Annotated in this window: 14 protein-coding genes; 9 read left to right on the top strand and 5 right to left on the bottom strand. The window is 56.5% G+C overall.

Annotation, left to right across the window (positions count from 1 at the left end; all coding sequences use genetic code 11):
- Positions 1-11 precede the first annotated feature (11 nt).
- The 8 genes from accC (at position 12) to NYE85_RS06745 (ending at position 8,173) form a co-directional block, all read left to right on the top strand.
- Positions 12-1,361, top strand: a complete 1,350-nt coding sequence (accC, locus tag NYE85_RS06780) for an acetyl-CoA carboxylase biotin carboxylase subunit (protein ID WP_004958046.1) — start codon at positions 12-14, stop codon at positions 1,359-1,361.
- A 192-nt stretch (positions 1,362-1,553) separates the two neighbouring features.
- Positions 1,554-1,796 (top strand): YhdT family protein, encoded by a 243-nt coding sequence (locus tag NYE85_RS06775; protein WP_259003914.1) that lies wholly within the window; start codon positions 1,554-1,556, stop codon positions 1,794-1,796.
- Positions 1,786-3,231: a sodium/pantothenate symporter gene (panF, locus tag NYE85_RS06770; RefSeq protein ID WP_259003913.1), complete on the top strand. Its 1,446-nt coding sequence runs from the start codon at positions 1,786-1,788 to the stop codon at positions 3,229-3,231. The genes NYE85_RS06775 and panF overlap by 11 nt, the downstream gene beginning before the upstream one ends.
- Positions 3,232-3,242: 11 nt before the next feature.
- Positions 3,243-4,124: a 50S ribosomal protein L11 methyltransferase gene (gene prmA / locus NYE85_RS06765; RefSeq protein ID WP_259003912.1), complete on the top strand. Its 882-nt coding sequence runs from the start codon at positions 3,243-3,245 to the stop codon at positions 4,122-4,124.
- A gap of 552 nt (positions 4,125-4,676) precedes the next feature.
- On the top strand, positions 4,677-5,642 hold the full coding sequence (gene dusB, locus NYE85_RS06760) for a tRNA dihydrouridine synthase DusB (RefSeq protein ID WP_259003911.1): 966 nt from the start codon (positions 4,677-4,679) through the stop codon (positions 5,640-5,642).
- 21 nt (positions 5,643-5,663) lie between these two features.
- Positions 5,664-5,960 carry a DNA-binding transcriptional regulator Fis gene (fis, locus tag NYE85_RS06755; RefSeq protein WP_000462905.1) on the top strand — a complete coding sequence of 99 codons (297 nt, stop codon included), beginning with the start codon at positions 5,664-5,666 and terminating at the stop codon, positions 5,958-5,960.
- Positions 5,961-6,418: 458 nt separating this feature from the next.
- Positions 6,419-7,339, top strand: coding sequence for a kdo(2)-lipid IV(A) palmitoleoyltransferase (lpxP, locus tag NYE85_RS06750; protein ID WP_259003910.1), 921 nt, complete (start codon positions 6,419-6,421; stop codon positions 7,337-7,339).
- A gap of 141 nt (positions 7,340-7,480) precedes the next feature.
- Positions 7,481-8,173: a CTP synthase gene (locus tag NYE85_RS06745; protein WP_259003909.1), complete on the top strand. Its 693-nt coding sequence runs from the start codon at positions 7,481-7,483 to the stop codon at positions 8,171-8,173.
- 40 nt (positions 8,174-8,213) lie between these two features.
- Here NYE85_RS06745 and NYE85_RS06740 read toward each other — a convergent pair whose 3' ends face one another.
- Positions 8,214-8,903, bottom strand: coding sequence for an LrgB family protein (locus tag NYE85_RS06740; RefSeq protein WP_259003908.1), 690 nt, complete (start codon positions 8,901-8,903; stop codon positions 8,214-8,216).
- Entirely contained in the window at positions 8,900-9,316 is a 417-nt protein-coding gene (locus NYE85_RS06735) for a CidA/LrgA family protein (RefSeq protein WP_259003906.1), read from the bottom strand. The genes NYE85_RS06740 and NYE85_RS06735 overlap by 4 nt, the downstream gene beginning before the upstream one ends.
- Positions 9,317-9,453: 137 nt before the next feature.
- On the opposite strand from NYE85_RS06735, the gene NYE85_RS06730 reads away from it, so the two are divergent.
- A complete protein-coding gene (locus NYE85_RS06730) occupies positions 9,454-10,341 on the top strand; it encodes a LysR family transcriptional regulator (RefSeq protein ID WP_259003905.1) in 888 nt (295 codons plus the stop codon).
- A 28-nt stretch (positions 10,342-10,369) separates the two neighbouring features.
- On the opposite strand, the gene NYE85_RS06725 is transcribed toward NYE85_RS06730, so the two are convergent.
- The 3 genes from NYE85_RS06725 to NYE85_RS06715 form a co-directional block, all read right to left on the bottom strand.
- Positions 10,370-12,019 carry a Na+/H+ antiporter gene (locus NYE85_RS06725; protein ID WP_259003904.1) on the bottom strand — a complete coding sequence of 550 codons (1,650 nt, stop codon included), beginning with the start codon at positions 12,017-12,019 and terminating at the stop codon, positions 10,370-10,372.
- A gap of 189 nt (positions 12,020-12,208) precedes the next feature.
- Positions 12,209-13,570 carry an NCS2 family permease gene (locus NYE85_RS06720; RefSeq protein ID WP_259003903.1) on the bottom strand — a complete coding sequence of 454 codons (1,362 nt, stop codon included), beginning with the start codon at positions 13,568-13,570 and terminating at the stop codon, positions 12,209-12,211.
- A gap of 330 nt (positions 13,571-13,900) precedes the next feature.
- Positions 13,901-14,317 (bottom strand): VOC family protein, encoded by a 417-nt coding sequence (locus tag NYE85_RS06715; RefSeq protein ID WP_259003901.1) that lies wholly within the window; start codon positions 14,315-14,317, stop codon positions 13,901-13,903.
- Between the last annotated feature and the right edge of the window lie 41 nt (positions 14,318-14,358).

The following is a 14,358-nucleotide window of genomic DNA, read 5'->3' as shown; positions in this document are numbered from 1 at the left end:
AGGCGCACCACATGCTTGATAAAATTGTTATCGCCAACCGCGGCGAGATCGCGCTTCGTATCCTGCGTGCCTGCAAAGAGCTGGGCATCAAGACCGTTGCGGTGCATTCCGCAGCCGATCGCGATCTGAAACACGTACTGCTGGCTGACGAGACCGTGTGCATCGGTCCGGCGCCGTCGGTAAAAAGTTACCTGAATATCCCGGCCATCATCTCTGCCGCCGAAATCACCGGCGCAGTGGCGATCCACCCGGGCTACGGTTTCCTGTCCGAAAATGCCGACTTTGCCGAGCAGGTTGAGCGCTCCGGCTTCATCTTTATCGGCCCGAAAGCCGAAACCATTCGCCTGATGGGCGACAAGGTTTCCGCCATCAACGCGATGAAAAAAGCCGGCGTACCCTGCGTACCCGGTTCTGACGGCCCGTTGACCGACGACATGGATAAGAACCGCGCCTTTGCCAAACGCATCGGTTATCCGGTAATTATCAAGGCGTCCGGCGGCGGCGGCGGTCGCGGTATGCGCGTCGTGCGCAGCGACAAAGATCTTGAGCAATCCATTTCCATGACCAAGGCGGAAGCCAAAGCGGCTTTCAACAACGACATGGTTTATATGGAAAAATACCTGGAAAACCCACGCCACATCGAAATTCAGGTGTTGGCAGACGGTCAGGGTAACGCCATCTATCTGGCCGAGCGTGACTGCTCGATGCAGCGTCGCCACCAGAAAGTGGTCGAAGAAGCTCCGGCACCGGGCATTACCAACGAAATGCGTCGCTACATTGGCGAGCGCTGCTCGAAGGCCTGCGTGGAAATCGGCTACCGTGGTGCAGGCACCTTCGAGTTCCTGTATGAAAACGGCGAGTTCTATTTCATCGAAATGAACACCCGTATCCAGGTAGAACACCCGGTTACCGAAATGATCACCGGCGTGGATCTGATCAAAGAGCAGCTGCGCATCGCTGCCGGTCAACCGCTGTCGATCAAACAGGAAGAAGTGAAGGTACAGGGCCATGCGGTGGAATGCCGTATCAACGCCGAAGATCCAAACACCTTCCTGCCAAGCCCGGGCAAGATCACCCGTTTCCATGCGCCAGGCGGCTTTGGCGTACGTTGGGAGTCGCATATTTATTCCGGCTATACCGTGCCGCCATATTATGACTCCATGATCGGCAAGCTGATTACCTACGGTGAAAACCGTGACGTGGCGATCGCGCGCATGAAAAATGCGCTGGCTGAACTGATCATCGACGGCATCAAAACCAACGTCGAGCTACAGCTCAAGATCATGAACGACGAAAACTTCCAGCACGGTGGTACCAACATCCACTATCTGGAGAAAAAACTGGGTCTGCAAGAAACCTGAGTTGTCGACCGATCTCATATGTCAGGGCCGGTATATCACCGGCCCTTTTCTTTGCGGCTTCCGGTAGCTTAATCACTTGGCAAATGCCGACCTTGACGTAAAATCCCTTTCCTCTGGTAAATCCATCTTCCCCCTGACATTGCCGCTGCGGCGCAAAACAACGGGGAGACCGTAAACCGCTTGGAGCTACGGATGGAAAAACGTTTTATACAGGCTCATCGTGAAGCGCGCTGGGCGCTCGGCTTAACGCTATTGTACGTGCTCGCATGGGCGCTGGCAGCCTATCTGCCGGACAGCGAGATCGGCATCACCGGCCTGCCACACTGGTTCGAAATGGCCTGCCTGCTGGTTCCGCTGGTATTTATCGTGCTGTGCTGGCTGATGGTACGCACCGTGTTCCGCGATATCCCGCTGGAGGACAACGATGCAAACTGAAATCATCGTACCGCTGATCGCCTATCTGGTACTGGTATTCGGGCTCTCCGCCTATGCCTACAGCCGTCGGCAGAGCGGTAATTTTCTCAACGAATACTTCCTCGGCAGCCGCTCGATGGGTGGCTTCGTGCTGGCAATGACCCTGACCGCCACCTACATCAGCGCCAGTTCGTTTATTGGTGGGCCGGGCGCGGCGTATAAATATGGTCTTGGCTGGGTATTGCTGGCGATGATCCAGCTGCCGGCAGTGTGGCTTTCTCTTGGCGTACTGGGCAAAAAATTCGCTATTTTGGCGCGGCGTTATAACGCCATCACTCTCAACGATATGCTGTTCGCCCGTTATCACAGCCGGTTGCTGGTGTGGCTGGCCAGCCTGAGCCTGCTGGTGGCGTTTCTCGGCGCCATGACGGTGCAGTTTATCGGCGGCGCTCGTCTGCTGGAAACCGCAGCGGGTATCCCCTATGACACCGGCTTGCTGATTTTCGGCATCAGCATCGCGCTGTATACCGCGTTCGGCGGGTTCCGCGCCAGCGTGCTCAATGACGCCATGCAGGGACTGGTGATGCTGTTGGGCACCGTATTGCTGCTGACGGCGGTGATCCATGCCGCCGGCGGCCTGCACAGTGCGGTGGACAAATTGCAACAGATCGATCCGGCGCTGGTATCGCCGCAAGGCGGGGAGCAGATCCTCAGCCTGCCGTTTATGGCGTCGTTCTGGATCCTGGTGTGCTTCGGCGTAATTGGCCTGCCGCATACCGCGGTACGCTGCATTTCGTATAAAGACAGTAAAGCGGTGCACCGTGGCATTATTCTCGGCACCGTGGTGGTGGCACTGTTGATGTTTGGCATGCACCTGGCCGGCGCGCTGGGCCGCGCGGTGCTGCCGGACTTGAAGATCCCCGATCAGGTGATCCCGACGCTGATGATCACCGTACTACCGCCCTATGCCGCCGGTATTTTCCTTGCCGCTCCGATGGCGGCGATCATGTCGACCATCAATGCCCAACTGCTGCAATCTTCCGCTACCATCGTAAAAGACTTGTATCTTGGCGTTCGGCCACAGCAGGTGGGTAACGAGAAAATGATCAAACGCTTCTCCAGCCTGACTACGCTAATCCTCGGGTTGCTGGTGCTGCTGGCCGCATGGCGTCCGCCCGAGATGATCATCTGGCTGAACCTGCTGGCGTTTGGGGGCCTGGAGGCGGTGTTTCTGTGGCCGCTGGTGCTCGGATTGTACTGGGAGCGTGCCAATGCCCAGGGCGCGCTTAGCTCAATGGTGACAGGTGCGGTATGCTATACGCTATTGGCCAGTTTGAAACTGCAACCCGCCGGACTGCACCCTATCGTGCCTGCGCTGCTGTTGAGCCTGCTGGCGTTTTATATCGGTAATGCCTTCGGCGACAAGCGCCGGACGGCATCATCCCTATCTTCTTGAAGAGAATTGTTATGCCTTGGATCCAACTTAAACTGAACACCACCGGCAACCAGGCGGAAGACCTGAGTGATGCGCTGGTCGAGAGCGGCGCGGTCTCGGTGACCTTCCAGGACACCCATGATAATCCGGTATTTGAGCCGTTGCCCGGTGAAACCCTGCTGTGGGGCGATACCGATGTGATCGGTCTTTACGATGCCGAAACCGATATGGCCGAAGTCGTGGCCATCCTGGAGCAGCATCCGCTACTGGGTGCCGGCTTCCGCCATAAAATCGAACAGTTGGAAGACAAGGACTGGGAGCGTGAATGGATGGATAACTTCCACCCGATGCGCTTTGGCGAACGCCTGTGGATCTGCCCGAGCTGGCGCGACGTGCCGGATCCGGATGCCGTCAACGTGATGCTGGATCCAGGCCTGGCCTTCGGTACCGGCACGCACCCAACCACTGCGCTGTGTCTGCAATGGCTCGACGGCCTCGATCTGGCAGGGAAAACCGTGATTGACTTCGGTTGCGGCTCCGGCATTCTGGCAATTGCAGCGCTGAAACTCGGTGCCGCGCGCGCCATCGGCATTGATATCGACCCGCAGGCCATTCAGGCCAGCCGCGACAACGCGCAGCGTAACGGCGTTTCAGAGCGGCTGGAGCTGTACCTGCCTAAAGACCAGCCGGCCGACTTGCAGGCTGACGTGGTCGTAGCCAACATCCTGGCTGGGCCGCTACGCGAGTTGGCGCCATTGATTAGCTGTCTGCCAAAATCCGGCGGTTACCTTGGCCTGTCCGGCGTGCTGGCAACCCAGGCGAACAGCGTGGCGGAAGCCTACCAGGACAGTTTTGTACTCGATCCGGTCGCTGAAAGAGAAGACTGGTGCCGTATTACCGGGCAACGCCGCTAGGCAATCCGCATTTGTGCGCCCCCACCGTAGCGACAAGAATACGCTGGGGGCGAGTTGTTCAGCATTCGTCCTCCCCCGGGTGAACCGCAGACGCCGTCCGCCCTCCTCATCCAGTCACGTTGGTGTTCCGACATGCCAGCAAACGCCCTGTACAGCCGCTGAATGGTCTACTCATCATTGACTGGGCCACTCTGGCCTCTGCCTCTGCCTCTGTCTCTGCCTCTGCCTCGCCAAGAAACAGTAGCCACCACCACGATATTTCGCCAACATCAATGTTTTACCCTGATATCCCGCGCCGACTCCCGCTGTTTACCTGCTAAAAAGCCGTCAATGACAGATAATATCCTGTTGTTCGGCGATTATTTTACTGAACATAAAACGAGCACAATTAATCAAGTTATTGTTAAATATATATAATATTTTATAGCGGCACTGTGAACCGCATTTTCATTGATCGATTGCAGTAAATCGGTCAAAGTTTGGCCTTTCATCTCGACGAAAAAATGCGTAATATACGCGCCCTTGCGGACACAGTATGGTCACTCTTTGTCTATGCGCATTGGACACCACCAGTTAACAAATTGCCTGATTGCGGCCCCGATGGCCGGGATCACCGATCGCCCGTTCAGAACCTTGTGTCATGCAATGGGTGCTGGGATGGCTGTATCTGAAATGCTCTCCTCCAATCCGGAGGTGTGGCGAACGGATAAGTCACGTCTGCGCATGGTTCATAGCGATGAACCTGGGATTCGCTCCGTGCAAATTGCCGGTTGCGATCCGGATGATATGGCCGCCGCCGCCCGGATTAACGTGGCCAGCGGCGCACAGATCATCGACATCAATATGGGTTGCCCGGCTAAAAAGGTGAACCGGAAACTTGCAGGGTCTGCCTTGTTGCAGTACCCGGATCTGGTCAAACAGATCCTCCTCGCGGTGGTTAACGCGGTGGATGTACCGGTAACGCTGAAAATCCGTACCGGCTGGGCGCCAGAACACCGTAACTGTGTAGAGATTGCCCAATTGGCCGAAGACTGTGGTATTCAGGCCTTGACGATTCATGGCCGAACCCGTGCCTGCCTGTTTAATGGCAACGCGGAATACGACAGCATTCGGGCAGTTAAGCAGAACGTTTCCATTCCGATTATCGCGAATGGCGACATTACTGACCCGCATAAAGCCAGAGCAGTGCTCGACTACACCGGGGCTGACGCTCTGATGATAGGCCGTGCTGCTCAGGGGAGACCCTGGATCTTCCGGGAAATCCAGCATTATCTGGACACTGGGGAGTTGCTGCCTCCGCTGCCGCTTGGCGAGGTAAAGCGCTTGTTGATAGGGCACATTCGGGAATTGCACGGCTTTTACGGCCAAGGCAAGGGATTCCGGATTGCTCGTAAGCACGTATCCTGGTACTTACAGGAACACGCCCCGAATGACCAGTTTCGGCGCACATTCAACGCCATAGAGGATGCCAGCGAACAGCTGGAGGCGTTGGAGGCATATTTCGAAAATCTTGCGTAACAAAAAAGAGCTGACAGAACTATGTTCGAACAACGCGTAAATTCTGACGTACTGACCGTTTCAACCGTGAACTCACAGGATCAAGTGACCCAAAAGCCTCTGCGCGACTCGGTTAAACAAGCACTGAAGAACTATTTTGCTCAACTGAATGGTCAGGATGTTAATGACCTGTATGAGCTGGTACTGGCTGAAGTTGAACAGCCACTGTTGGACATGGTGATGCAATACACCCGTGGCAACCAGACCCGTGCAGCCCTGATGATGGGCATCAACCGCGGCACCCTGCGTAAGAAATTGAAAAAATACGGCATGAACTGATACTAGTCAGCTGCATGTTGAAAAGGCGCAACCTCGCAAGAGGCGGCGCCTTTTTATTTGGCCAGACGAACGGCGACGATGAAAAACGTCGCGCGCTCCGCTCATGCCGTCGTTCAATCTCTTTGTGCCGCAGCCAGGCCTTACCGGCCTCCCTCCAGCCGCCCCCGCCTGCGGCGGATGACGACCTCACTCCCCGCGGTGGCGGAATGAGAATAATCACATATCCCTCTTACATCCACTGCCGTAGGCTGTGGTATACTGTACATTCTTAGAGCCACGTCGGCTTGCCAACAGCCGTTCTTCTTCCGCCTGATTAGCATGCGAACCGCACTTCGAATGTAAAGATTTAGTCAATGACTAAACGATAATCTGGTCTGGGTGTCTGAGTAATTGTATCGCTATCGAGTGGCTTCTTTATGCGTTACAGGTTTCTACCCCTTAACGCAAAATGAGTTGATATGAAGCGTCCGCAAAAATTCAAACGTGCCTTGCTGCACCCTCGCTACTGGCTGACCTGGTTTGGCCTCGCGGTGCTGTTCCTGCTAGTCCAACTGCCCTACCCCGTGTTACACAGACTGGGGGTATGGATGGGGCGTACCTCGATGCGCTTTTTGAAGCGCCGCGTCTCGATCACCCGCCGCAACCTGGAACTGTGTTTCCCGGATATGGATGAGGCACAACGTGAGCGCAAGGTAATAGGCAATTTCGAATCCCTCGGCATGGGTCTGCTGGAAACCGGCATGGCGTGGTTCTGGTCCGACAAACGTGTAAAACGCTGGTTTAACGTCTCCGGCATCAATCACCTGAAAATGGCACAGCAAAACCAGCGCGGCGTGCTGGTAATTGGCGTGCACTTCATGTCGCTGGAACTTGGCGGCCGCGCAATGGGCCTGTGCCAGCCGATGATGGCCATGTATCGCCCGCACAACAATAAGGCGATGGAATGGGCGCAGACCAAAGGTCGCATGCGTTCCAACAAGGCGATGCTCGATCGCAAGGATCTGCGCGGCATGGTACATGCACTGAAACGCGGCGAAGCGGTGTGGTTCGCACCGGATCAGGATTACGGCCCACGCGGCAGCGTTTTCGCACCGTTGTTTGCCGTTGACCAGGCCGCCACCACCAGCGGTACCTTTATGCTGGCACGCATGGCTCAACCGGCGTTGGTGCCGGTAGTGCTGATTCGCCGTGAAAACGGCAGCGGTTACGATCTGCTAATCCAGCCGGCGTTGGAAGATTACCCAATCGCCGATGAAATGGCCGCGGCGGCCTATATGAACAAAGTGGTAGAAAAAGAGATCATGCGAGCGCCAGAGCAATATATGTGGCTGCATCGCCGGTTCAAAACGCGCCCGACCGGTGCGCCGTCCCTGTATTGATCCCCCACGTCATTCCGGGCGTAGTACCTGCTGCGCCCGCTGTTATCCTCCCCGGCATTTCGTGCCATATTTGTCAGATTTCAGCGGAACCATAGTTAACATTGTTGTAACCTTCATGCTTTCCCTGCACAGGAGATAGTAATGAAAACCCGAGTCCGCCTTGCCTTGGTCGGAGACTATCGTCCCCAGGCCGTTGCCCACCAGGCCATTCCCATTGCTCTGTCCCTTGCTGCCGCCCACCTGGATGTGGATATTGCCCCCTGCTGGCTGCCGACTGAAACCGTCAACCATGTTGAAGCACTGGCAGGCTATGACGCCATCTGGCTCGTCCCCGGTAGCCCGTATCAAAACGATGACGGCGCATTTATCGCTATCCGCCACGCACGCGAGCAGAATGTCCCCTTCCTTGGCTCCTGCGGTGGGTTCCAGTACGCGGTAGTGGAATATGCCCGCAACGTCATGGGCTGGCATAATGCCAGCCACGCGGAAACCGACAGCGAGGGTCGTCAGGTCATTACCCCGTTAACCTGCTCGCTGGTGGAAACAACCGGCACTATCGTCTTTCAGCCACAAACGCGCATTGCCGAAATCTATGGCCGGCTGGAAACGCACGAGGGGTATCACTGCAACTTCGGTGTAAATCCGGACTTTGTCGCTGAACTACGGCAATACCCGCTGATTATCAGCGGCCACGATCGCGAAGGCGATGTGCGCTCCATCGAACTGCCCGAGCACCGTTTTTTCATGGCTACGCTGTTCCAGTCTGAGCGTGCCGCGTTGCATGCGCAGTTGTCACCGCTGGTGGTTGCGCTGCTCGACGCCGCGCGACGCTAGTCGCTTCGGCGCCGGCTTTCACCGGCGCTGGGGGCGGCATTTACCACATCAGTTGTCCAATCAGCGGCGCAGCCACGACGGTGATGATGCCAGCCAGCATCATCACCAGACTGGAAACCACGCCTTCCTCTTCGCCCATTTCATAGGCGCGGGCGGTGCCGGCGCCGTGTGACGAGGCACCAAGCCCGGCGCCTTTCGCCAGACGGCTGCGCACCGCCAATCGCAGAAACAGTATCTCCCCGATCGCCATGCCAAACACGCCGGTGATCACCACAAACAGCGCGACCAAATCCGGCTGACCGCCCATTTGCCTGGCGGCCTCCAAGGCAAAGGGCGTGGTAATCGAACGTACTGCCAGGCTGCGTTGTACTTCTTCCGGCAACGTCAGCAATTGCGCCAGCCACACCGAGCTATACACCGCCACCAGCACCGCGGTGACTACCCCAACGCCGAGCGACAGCCAGTGGCGGCGAATAATATGCAGGTTCTCGTAAACCGGCACGGCAAACGCGATGGTCGCCGGGCCAAGCAACCACAGCAGCCAGTGGGTTTCACTAATATAGTCCTGATAGGAAACGTGCGTTACTACCAGCATTACCACCAACACCATCGGCGTTAACACCAGCGGCATCAGCAACAGCGTACGTCGCCGGCGATACAGTGTCTTATTGACGTAATACAGCGCCAGCGTCGCGGCAAAACAAATCACACTGACAAAAAAGTCATTCATCGTGCTTTGCGCCGTTGCAGCCAAAGTTCAAAACGGTACGCGCGATCGACCACCACCCCGGTCGCCGCCAGTGTCAAGGTGGTGCTGATGGCTATCACCAGAAAGATCTTCCACCCTTCCACCATCAGTAGCTGGGCATAGTTCACCACCGCCACCACCGCCGGCACAAAGAACAGCAGCATTTCGGCTAGTAGCCAGCGTGACCCGGCCTTCACCCAGCGCAGCGGCAACACCCGTAGCACAATCAACGACAGCAACATCAGCATGCCGACGATATTGGCCGGCAGCGGCAGATGAAACTGCTGCACCAGCCGATCGGCAATCAGAAACAGCACCACATACAAAATGACCTGAATCGGTACCTGTAAGCGGTTGAGCAGCGATGGCGCAGCCGCGCGTAACGCCATAGACATGGCAACTAACCTCGAGCAAAAAATTCCGAGTTTCAGTATACGCAGCCGAGAAACATCTACTGAAATGAATTAAAATTATCAACATCATGCCGTAAGGGAATAGTTTACCGCCGGTACGGCTCATCGGGAGAAGAACTGTGGATGTTCGCACTCTGCGCTACTTCGTTGAAGTGGTGCGTCAGCAAAGTTTTACCCGCGCAGCGGAAAAGCTGTTTGTCACCCAGCCGACCATCAGCAAAATGCTGCGCCATCTGGAAGATGAGCTGGAATGCACGCTGCTGATCCGCGAGGGGCGGAAATTGCACCTGACCGACAGCGGCCAGGCGGTGTACCAGCGCGGTCTCGCCATCCTGGATGAATTTCGCCAGCTTGAGGCAGAGCTGGAAGACATCGGCTCGGTACGCAAAGGGGTGTTGCGGTTGGGCATACCACCGATGGTGGGCCGACAGATAGCCGAACTGATCCGTACCTTTCGCCAAACCTATCCTGGCGTCGAACTGAAAATTTCCGAACTGGGAGGACTGTCCGGCGAACAGGCGGTGCTGGCCGGAGAACTGGATCTCGCCATGACGGTATATTCGCCCGAGGTCGAACAACCGCTCACCTTCCTGCCGCTGCTGCGCCATCCCATGTGCGTGGTCGCCCCGCGTAATGCCCACTGGCAAAATCGCACCAGCGTGACTATCGACGAATTGGCTGACTGGCCGATTCTGATTTACAACGAAGATTTCGCGCTGTACAAAATGCTGATGACGGCTTTCCGCCAGGCCGAGATCGCCCCCAAAATCGCGGTACGCAGCGGGCAGTGGGATTTTCTGGCTTCGATGGTGCAGGCTGGGGTCGGGATCGCCATGCTGCCGGAACCGGTGTGCCAGTGGCTGGATAAAAGCAACCTGATCTGGCTGCCGCTGGAGCCGGTGATGGAATGGAAGGTCGGCCTGATCTGGCGCCAGGGCAGCTACCTATCCCATAGCGCGCAAGCCTGGATTGCCTGCTGTCGTGACTTCTGGCCTACGCCGAAATAATCAGGGCCGCAAACGCGGCCCTGTGGCATTATCCTTCGCGTTCTACCAGCAACGCTTCCAGCAGGTCGAGGTCATGCAGCAGTTTTTGCAGCGTCTCGTTACTGATTTTTTGCGTGGCGCGCAGGTGATACAACTCCCCGCGTTCGGCGCGCAATGCCGTCAGGCGGAAGCGCCGTTCCAGGTTTTCCAGCTCCAGCGCGTTTTCGATATCGTCTTCACTGGCGATACGCCGCCGCAGCGTGCCCACCACCCGCGAGCTGATTTCCTTCAGCACCTGCGGATCGAGATTCTCTTCGGTGTCTGCCGCCAGGCGCTCTTCCATTTTGTTAATGCTTTCGATCGCCACTTCCGCCGCCATGGCAATTGCCATGCGCTCCTCGCTTTTGCTGGCGCTTTTGTCCGCGACCTGCACGCCACGTAGCAACAACGGCAAAGCCAGCACCCCAACCAGCAATGACAGCAGGATCACACCGGCGGCGATAAACACCAGTTGGTAACGCGCCGGAAACGCGCTGCCATCGCTCAACAACAGCGGGATCGACAACACACCGGCCAGCGTAATCGCCCCTCGAACCCCAGCAAACGAGGCCACCCACAGCTCACGCGTGGTGTAATCGCCAAACAGCAACGGGCGTTTTTTCAGGAAGCGTTTGCTGGCGCCTTTCATCAACCACAACCAGGTAAAACGCAGGATCAGCAGCGCGGCATAAATAATCGCCACGTCGGCGAACAGGTACCAGGTTTCAATGGTAGGATCCAGCTCGGCCTGCAGGATAGAGGTTTCCAAAATCCCCGGCAGTTGCAGTCCCAACATGATGAACACCATGCCATTGAAGACAAATTCCAGCATCGCCCAGACGCTGTTGGCGCGCAGTCGCATGGCCAGCGGCGCATTACGGATCACACCAGACTGGCTGATGGTCATGCCGGCCGCTACCGCCGCCAGAATGCCGGAAACCCCGATGTGTTCGGCAATCAGGTAAGAGGCGAACGGCAGTAGCAGCAGCAAGACGATTTGCGTCGCCGGGTCGTCACCGCTCCAGCGACTCATGATGCGCAGCGACTTACTGTACAGCCAGGTCACCGCCACCCCCGCCAGCAGACCACCTATCGCCACTTTGAGGAATTCCAGCGTCGCACCGCCGACGGTAAACACCATGGTTCCCATCGCTACCGCAATGGCGAATTTAAGTGATACCAGACCGGACGCGTCGTTCATCAACGCTTCGCCTTCCAGCACCCCCATAATGGATTTGGGAATGCGCCCCTTGCCGACGATGCCACCCAGTGCAACCGCATCGGTTGGCGACAGCACCGCCGCCAGCGCAAATGCCGCCACCAGCGGAATGCCCGGCACCATCAGATAGATCAGATAACCGACCCCGACCACGGTGATCAACACCAGCACCAGTGCCAGCCCAAGGATTTCGCGACCGTGATGAATAAATTCGCGCGTTGGGGTTTTCCAACCGTCAGCAAACAGCAGCGGCGGGATGAACAGCACTAAAAACAGTTCAGGATCAAAATCAACGTGCAGTCCGAAATGCGGCCAGGCCAACATCGCCCCGATGGCAATTTGCATTAACGGTAACGGCACCTGGAACGGCAACATTCGTGTCACCACCCCAGACAGTGAAACCACCAGGATCAAAATAAGAATAGTAAAAAAGATTTCCATGCTTTCCTTAGACTCTACGGTTCAGACCACAAAGGCTCGTTGCCAGAGTATCTGTGATAGTAGAACACTTTTTTATGGCGATGAAAGCTTGTTGTGCCTTTCAAAAACGGCGAAATAAAGAAGGAGACTTATCTGAATGGAGTCGATGAAACGGGGACGCAGCGATGGCGTCCCCGCTAGAAACAACGCTTAGATAGCCCAGCCGCCCGCATAGAAGGCAACCAGCGCAACGGCAATCAGCACGGTGCCGATGTTCAGCTTGCGCCATTCACCGGAGAAGATACGGCCAATCACCAGCGCGCTAAAGCCCAACATGATGCCGGTAACGATGTTGCAGGTCAGTACGATAAACACCGCGCACAGCAGGCCGGACATCGCATCGACAAAGTCGTTGAAATCCAGTTTGGTCACGTTGCTTAGCATCAGCAGGCCAACGTACATCAGCGCTGGCGCGGTCGCATATACCGGAACCAGGTACGACAACGGCGACAGGAACAGGATCAGCAGAAACAGCAAACCGACCACGGTAGCCGTCAGGCCGGTCTTGCCACCGGCGGCGGTGCCCGCAGCCGACTCGATGTAGACCGCAGCTGGCGCAGCGCCGACCAGACCGGAGAAAATGCTGCTCACCGAATCGGAGGTTAATGCTTTGCCTCCGCTGATGATCTGGCCGTCCTTGTCCAGCAGGTTGGCTTGCCCGGCCACTGCGCGAATGGTCCCGGTGGCGTCAAACACCGCGGTCATTACCAACGCCAGCACGCTTGGCAGTACCACAGGCTGCAACGCCCCCATAATATCCAGGCTGAAAATCAACGAGTTGCCATTTTCGTCAGCCAGGCTTGGCATCGCGAACAGCCCCTGGTACGTCACCGCCGGATCAAAAATCAGGCCAATCACCGAAATAGCGATGATCACCAACAGAATGCCACCCGGCACTCGCAGCTTTTCCAGGCCGAAAATCACCGCCAGACCGAGCAGCGTCATCACCACCGGAAACGAGGTAAAGGCGCCCAGCGCTACCGGCAACCCGTCCAGAGGGTTCTTCACCACCAGACCAACGCCGTTGGCGGCAATCAGCAGCAGGAACAGGCCGATACCGATACCGGTGCCGTGCGCCACGCCCATCGGCAAATTGCGCAAGATCCAGGAGCGGATACCGGTAACCGAAATCACGGTAAACAATACGCCCATCAGGAACACCGCCCCCAAAGCAACCGGAATGCTGATATGCTGGCCCAGCACCAGGCTGAATGCGGTGAAGGCGGTCAGTGAAATCGCACAGCCAATCGCCATCGGCAAGTTGGCCCACAGCCCCATCAGCAACGACCCCAGGCCGGCCACCAGACAGGTCGCGACAAATACCGCAGTGGGTGGGAAACCGGCCTTGCCCAGCATGCTCGGCACGACGATCACCGAATAGACCATGGCCAGGAAGGTCGTCAGACCGGCCACCACTTCCTGACGCACATTGCTGCCACGCGCTGAAATCTTGAAATACCCGTCAAGCCCGCCTTTTGATTTAACGGCGTTGTTTGCTTGAGAATCCGACATGCTGCTGTCCCCTGTGTTTTCGCAAAAAGCGGCTCACCTGTCCGTGCAATGCAACAACGGAATCGTTTCCGTCACGTTTGCTTATTTATCCATCCCAATCGCAGCCAATAGGCGCCGCAATTCAAGGCAAACGATTAACTCCCATTGCACGGTACGGGTGAATTTATGATGTTTTGGTGTAGGCAAACGATTATCCCGCCTTCCAGGCCGTGTGATCAACTAAAGATCGCAACAAAACCGGCCGAAAGGCGTGCGACACCATCATTACGGAAACTGCGACCTTTGTCACATAGATAAGCGGGCGGTAAACCGCTCGTCGCTGGAAAGATCTTATGCAGGACTCTGTTGCTGCATGGCCTGCGGATCCATATACATCAACTCCCAGATGTGGCCATCCAGATCCTGAAAACCATGGCCGTACATAAAACCGTGATCCTGAGGTTGATGATAGGTATTACCGCCGGCCGCTACCGCCTTGCGCACCAGTTCGTCCACCGCGGCACGACTGGGTTGTGACAGGCAGAGCAGCACTTCGCTGGCCTTTCTGGCATCGCTGATTGGGTTGGGGGTAAACATTTTGAATTTGTCGTGTGTCAGCAACATCACATAGATAGTATCACTCACCACCATGCAGGCAGCGGTGTCATCGCTAAATTGCTGATTGAAGGTAAAACCAAGCCGGTCAAAAAACGTCATTGCCGCAGGCAGGTCATTGACCGGCAGATTAACAAAGATTTGCGTAGCCATCGGCTATCTCCATGAACCTTGACTCATCGAGTATAGCCCAG

The sequence above is a fragment of the Serratia sp. AKBS12 genome (assembly GCF_024793895.1).
Classification (GTDB): Bacteria; Pseudomonadota; Gammaproteobacteria; order Enterobacterales; family Enterobacteriaceae; genus Serratia_F.
This window is presented reverse-complemented; position numbering and strand designations above follow the sequence as displayed.

What these genes read in the sequence shown, in the direction of transcription:
- dusB (WP_259003911.1), top strand. Translation starts at nt 4,677, where the DNA reads ATGCGCATTGGACACCACCAGTTAACAAATTGCCTGATTGCGGCCCCG.
- panF (WP_259003913.1), top strand. Translation starts at nt 1,786, where the DNA reads ATGCAAACTGAAATCATCGTACCGCTGATCGCCTATCTGGTACTGGTA.
- NYE85_RS06775 (WP_259003914.1), top strand. Translation starts at nt 1,554, where the DNA reads ATGGAAAAACGTTTTATACAGGCTCATCGTGAAGCGCGCTGGGCGCTC.
- NYE85_RS06735 (WP_259003906.1), bottom strand. Translation starts at nt 9,316, where the DNA reads ATGTCTATGGCGTTACGCGCGGCTGCGCCATCGCTGCTCAACCGCTTA.
- NYE85_RS06725 (WP_259003904.1), bottom strand. Translation starts at nt 12,019, where the DNA reads ATGGAAATCTTTTTTACTATTCTTATTTTGATCCTGGTGGTTTCACTG.
- NYE85_RS06715 (WP_259003901.1), bottom strand. Translation starts at nt 14,317, where the DNA reads ATGGCTACGCAAATCTTTGTTAATCTGCCGGTCAATGACCTGCCTGCG.
- NYE85_RS06720 (WP_259003903.1), bottom strand. Translation starts at nt 13,570, where the DNA reads ATGTCGGATTCTCAAGCAAACAACGCCGTTAAATCAAAAGGCGGGCTT.
- NYE85_RS06740 (WP_259003908.1), bottom strand. Translation starts at nt 8,903, where the DNA reads ATGAATGACTTTTTTGTCAGTGTGATTTGTTTTGCCGCGACGCTGGCG.
- lpxP (WP_259003910.1), top strand. Translation starts at nt 6,419, where the DNA reads ATGAAGCGTCCGCAAAAATTCAAACGTGCCTTGCTGCACCCTCGCTAC.
- NYE85_RS06745 (WP_259003909.1), top strand. Translation starts at nt 7,481, where the DNA reads ATGAAAACCCGAGTCCGCCTTGCCTTGGTCGGAGACTATCGTCCCCAG.
- accC (WP_004958046.1), top strand. Translation starts at nt 12, where the DNA reads ATGCTTGATAAAATTGTTATCGCCAACCGCGGCGAGATCGCGCTTCGT.
- prmA (WP_259003912.1), top strand. Translation starts at nt 3,243, where the DNA reads ATGCCTTGGATCCAACTTAAACTGAACACCACCGGCAACCAGGCGGAA.
- fis (WP_000462905.1), top strand. Translation starts at nt 5,664, where the DNA reads ATGTTCGAACAACGCGTAAATTCTGACGTACTGACCGTTTCAACCGTG.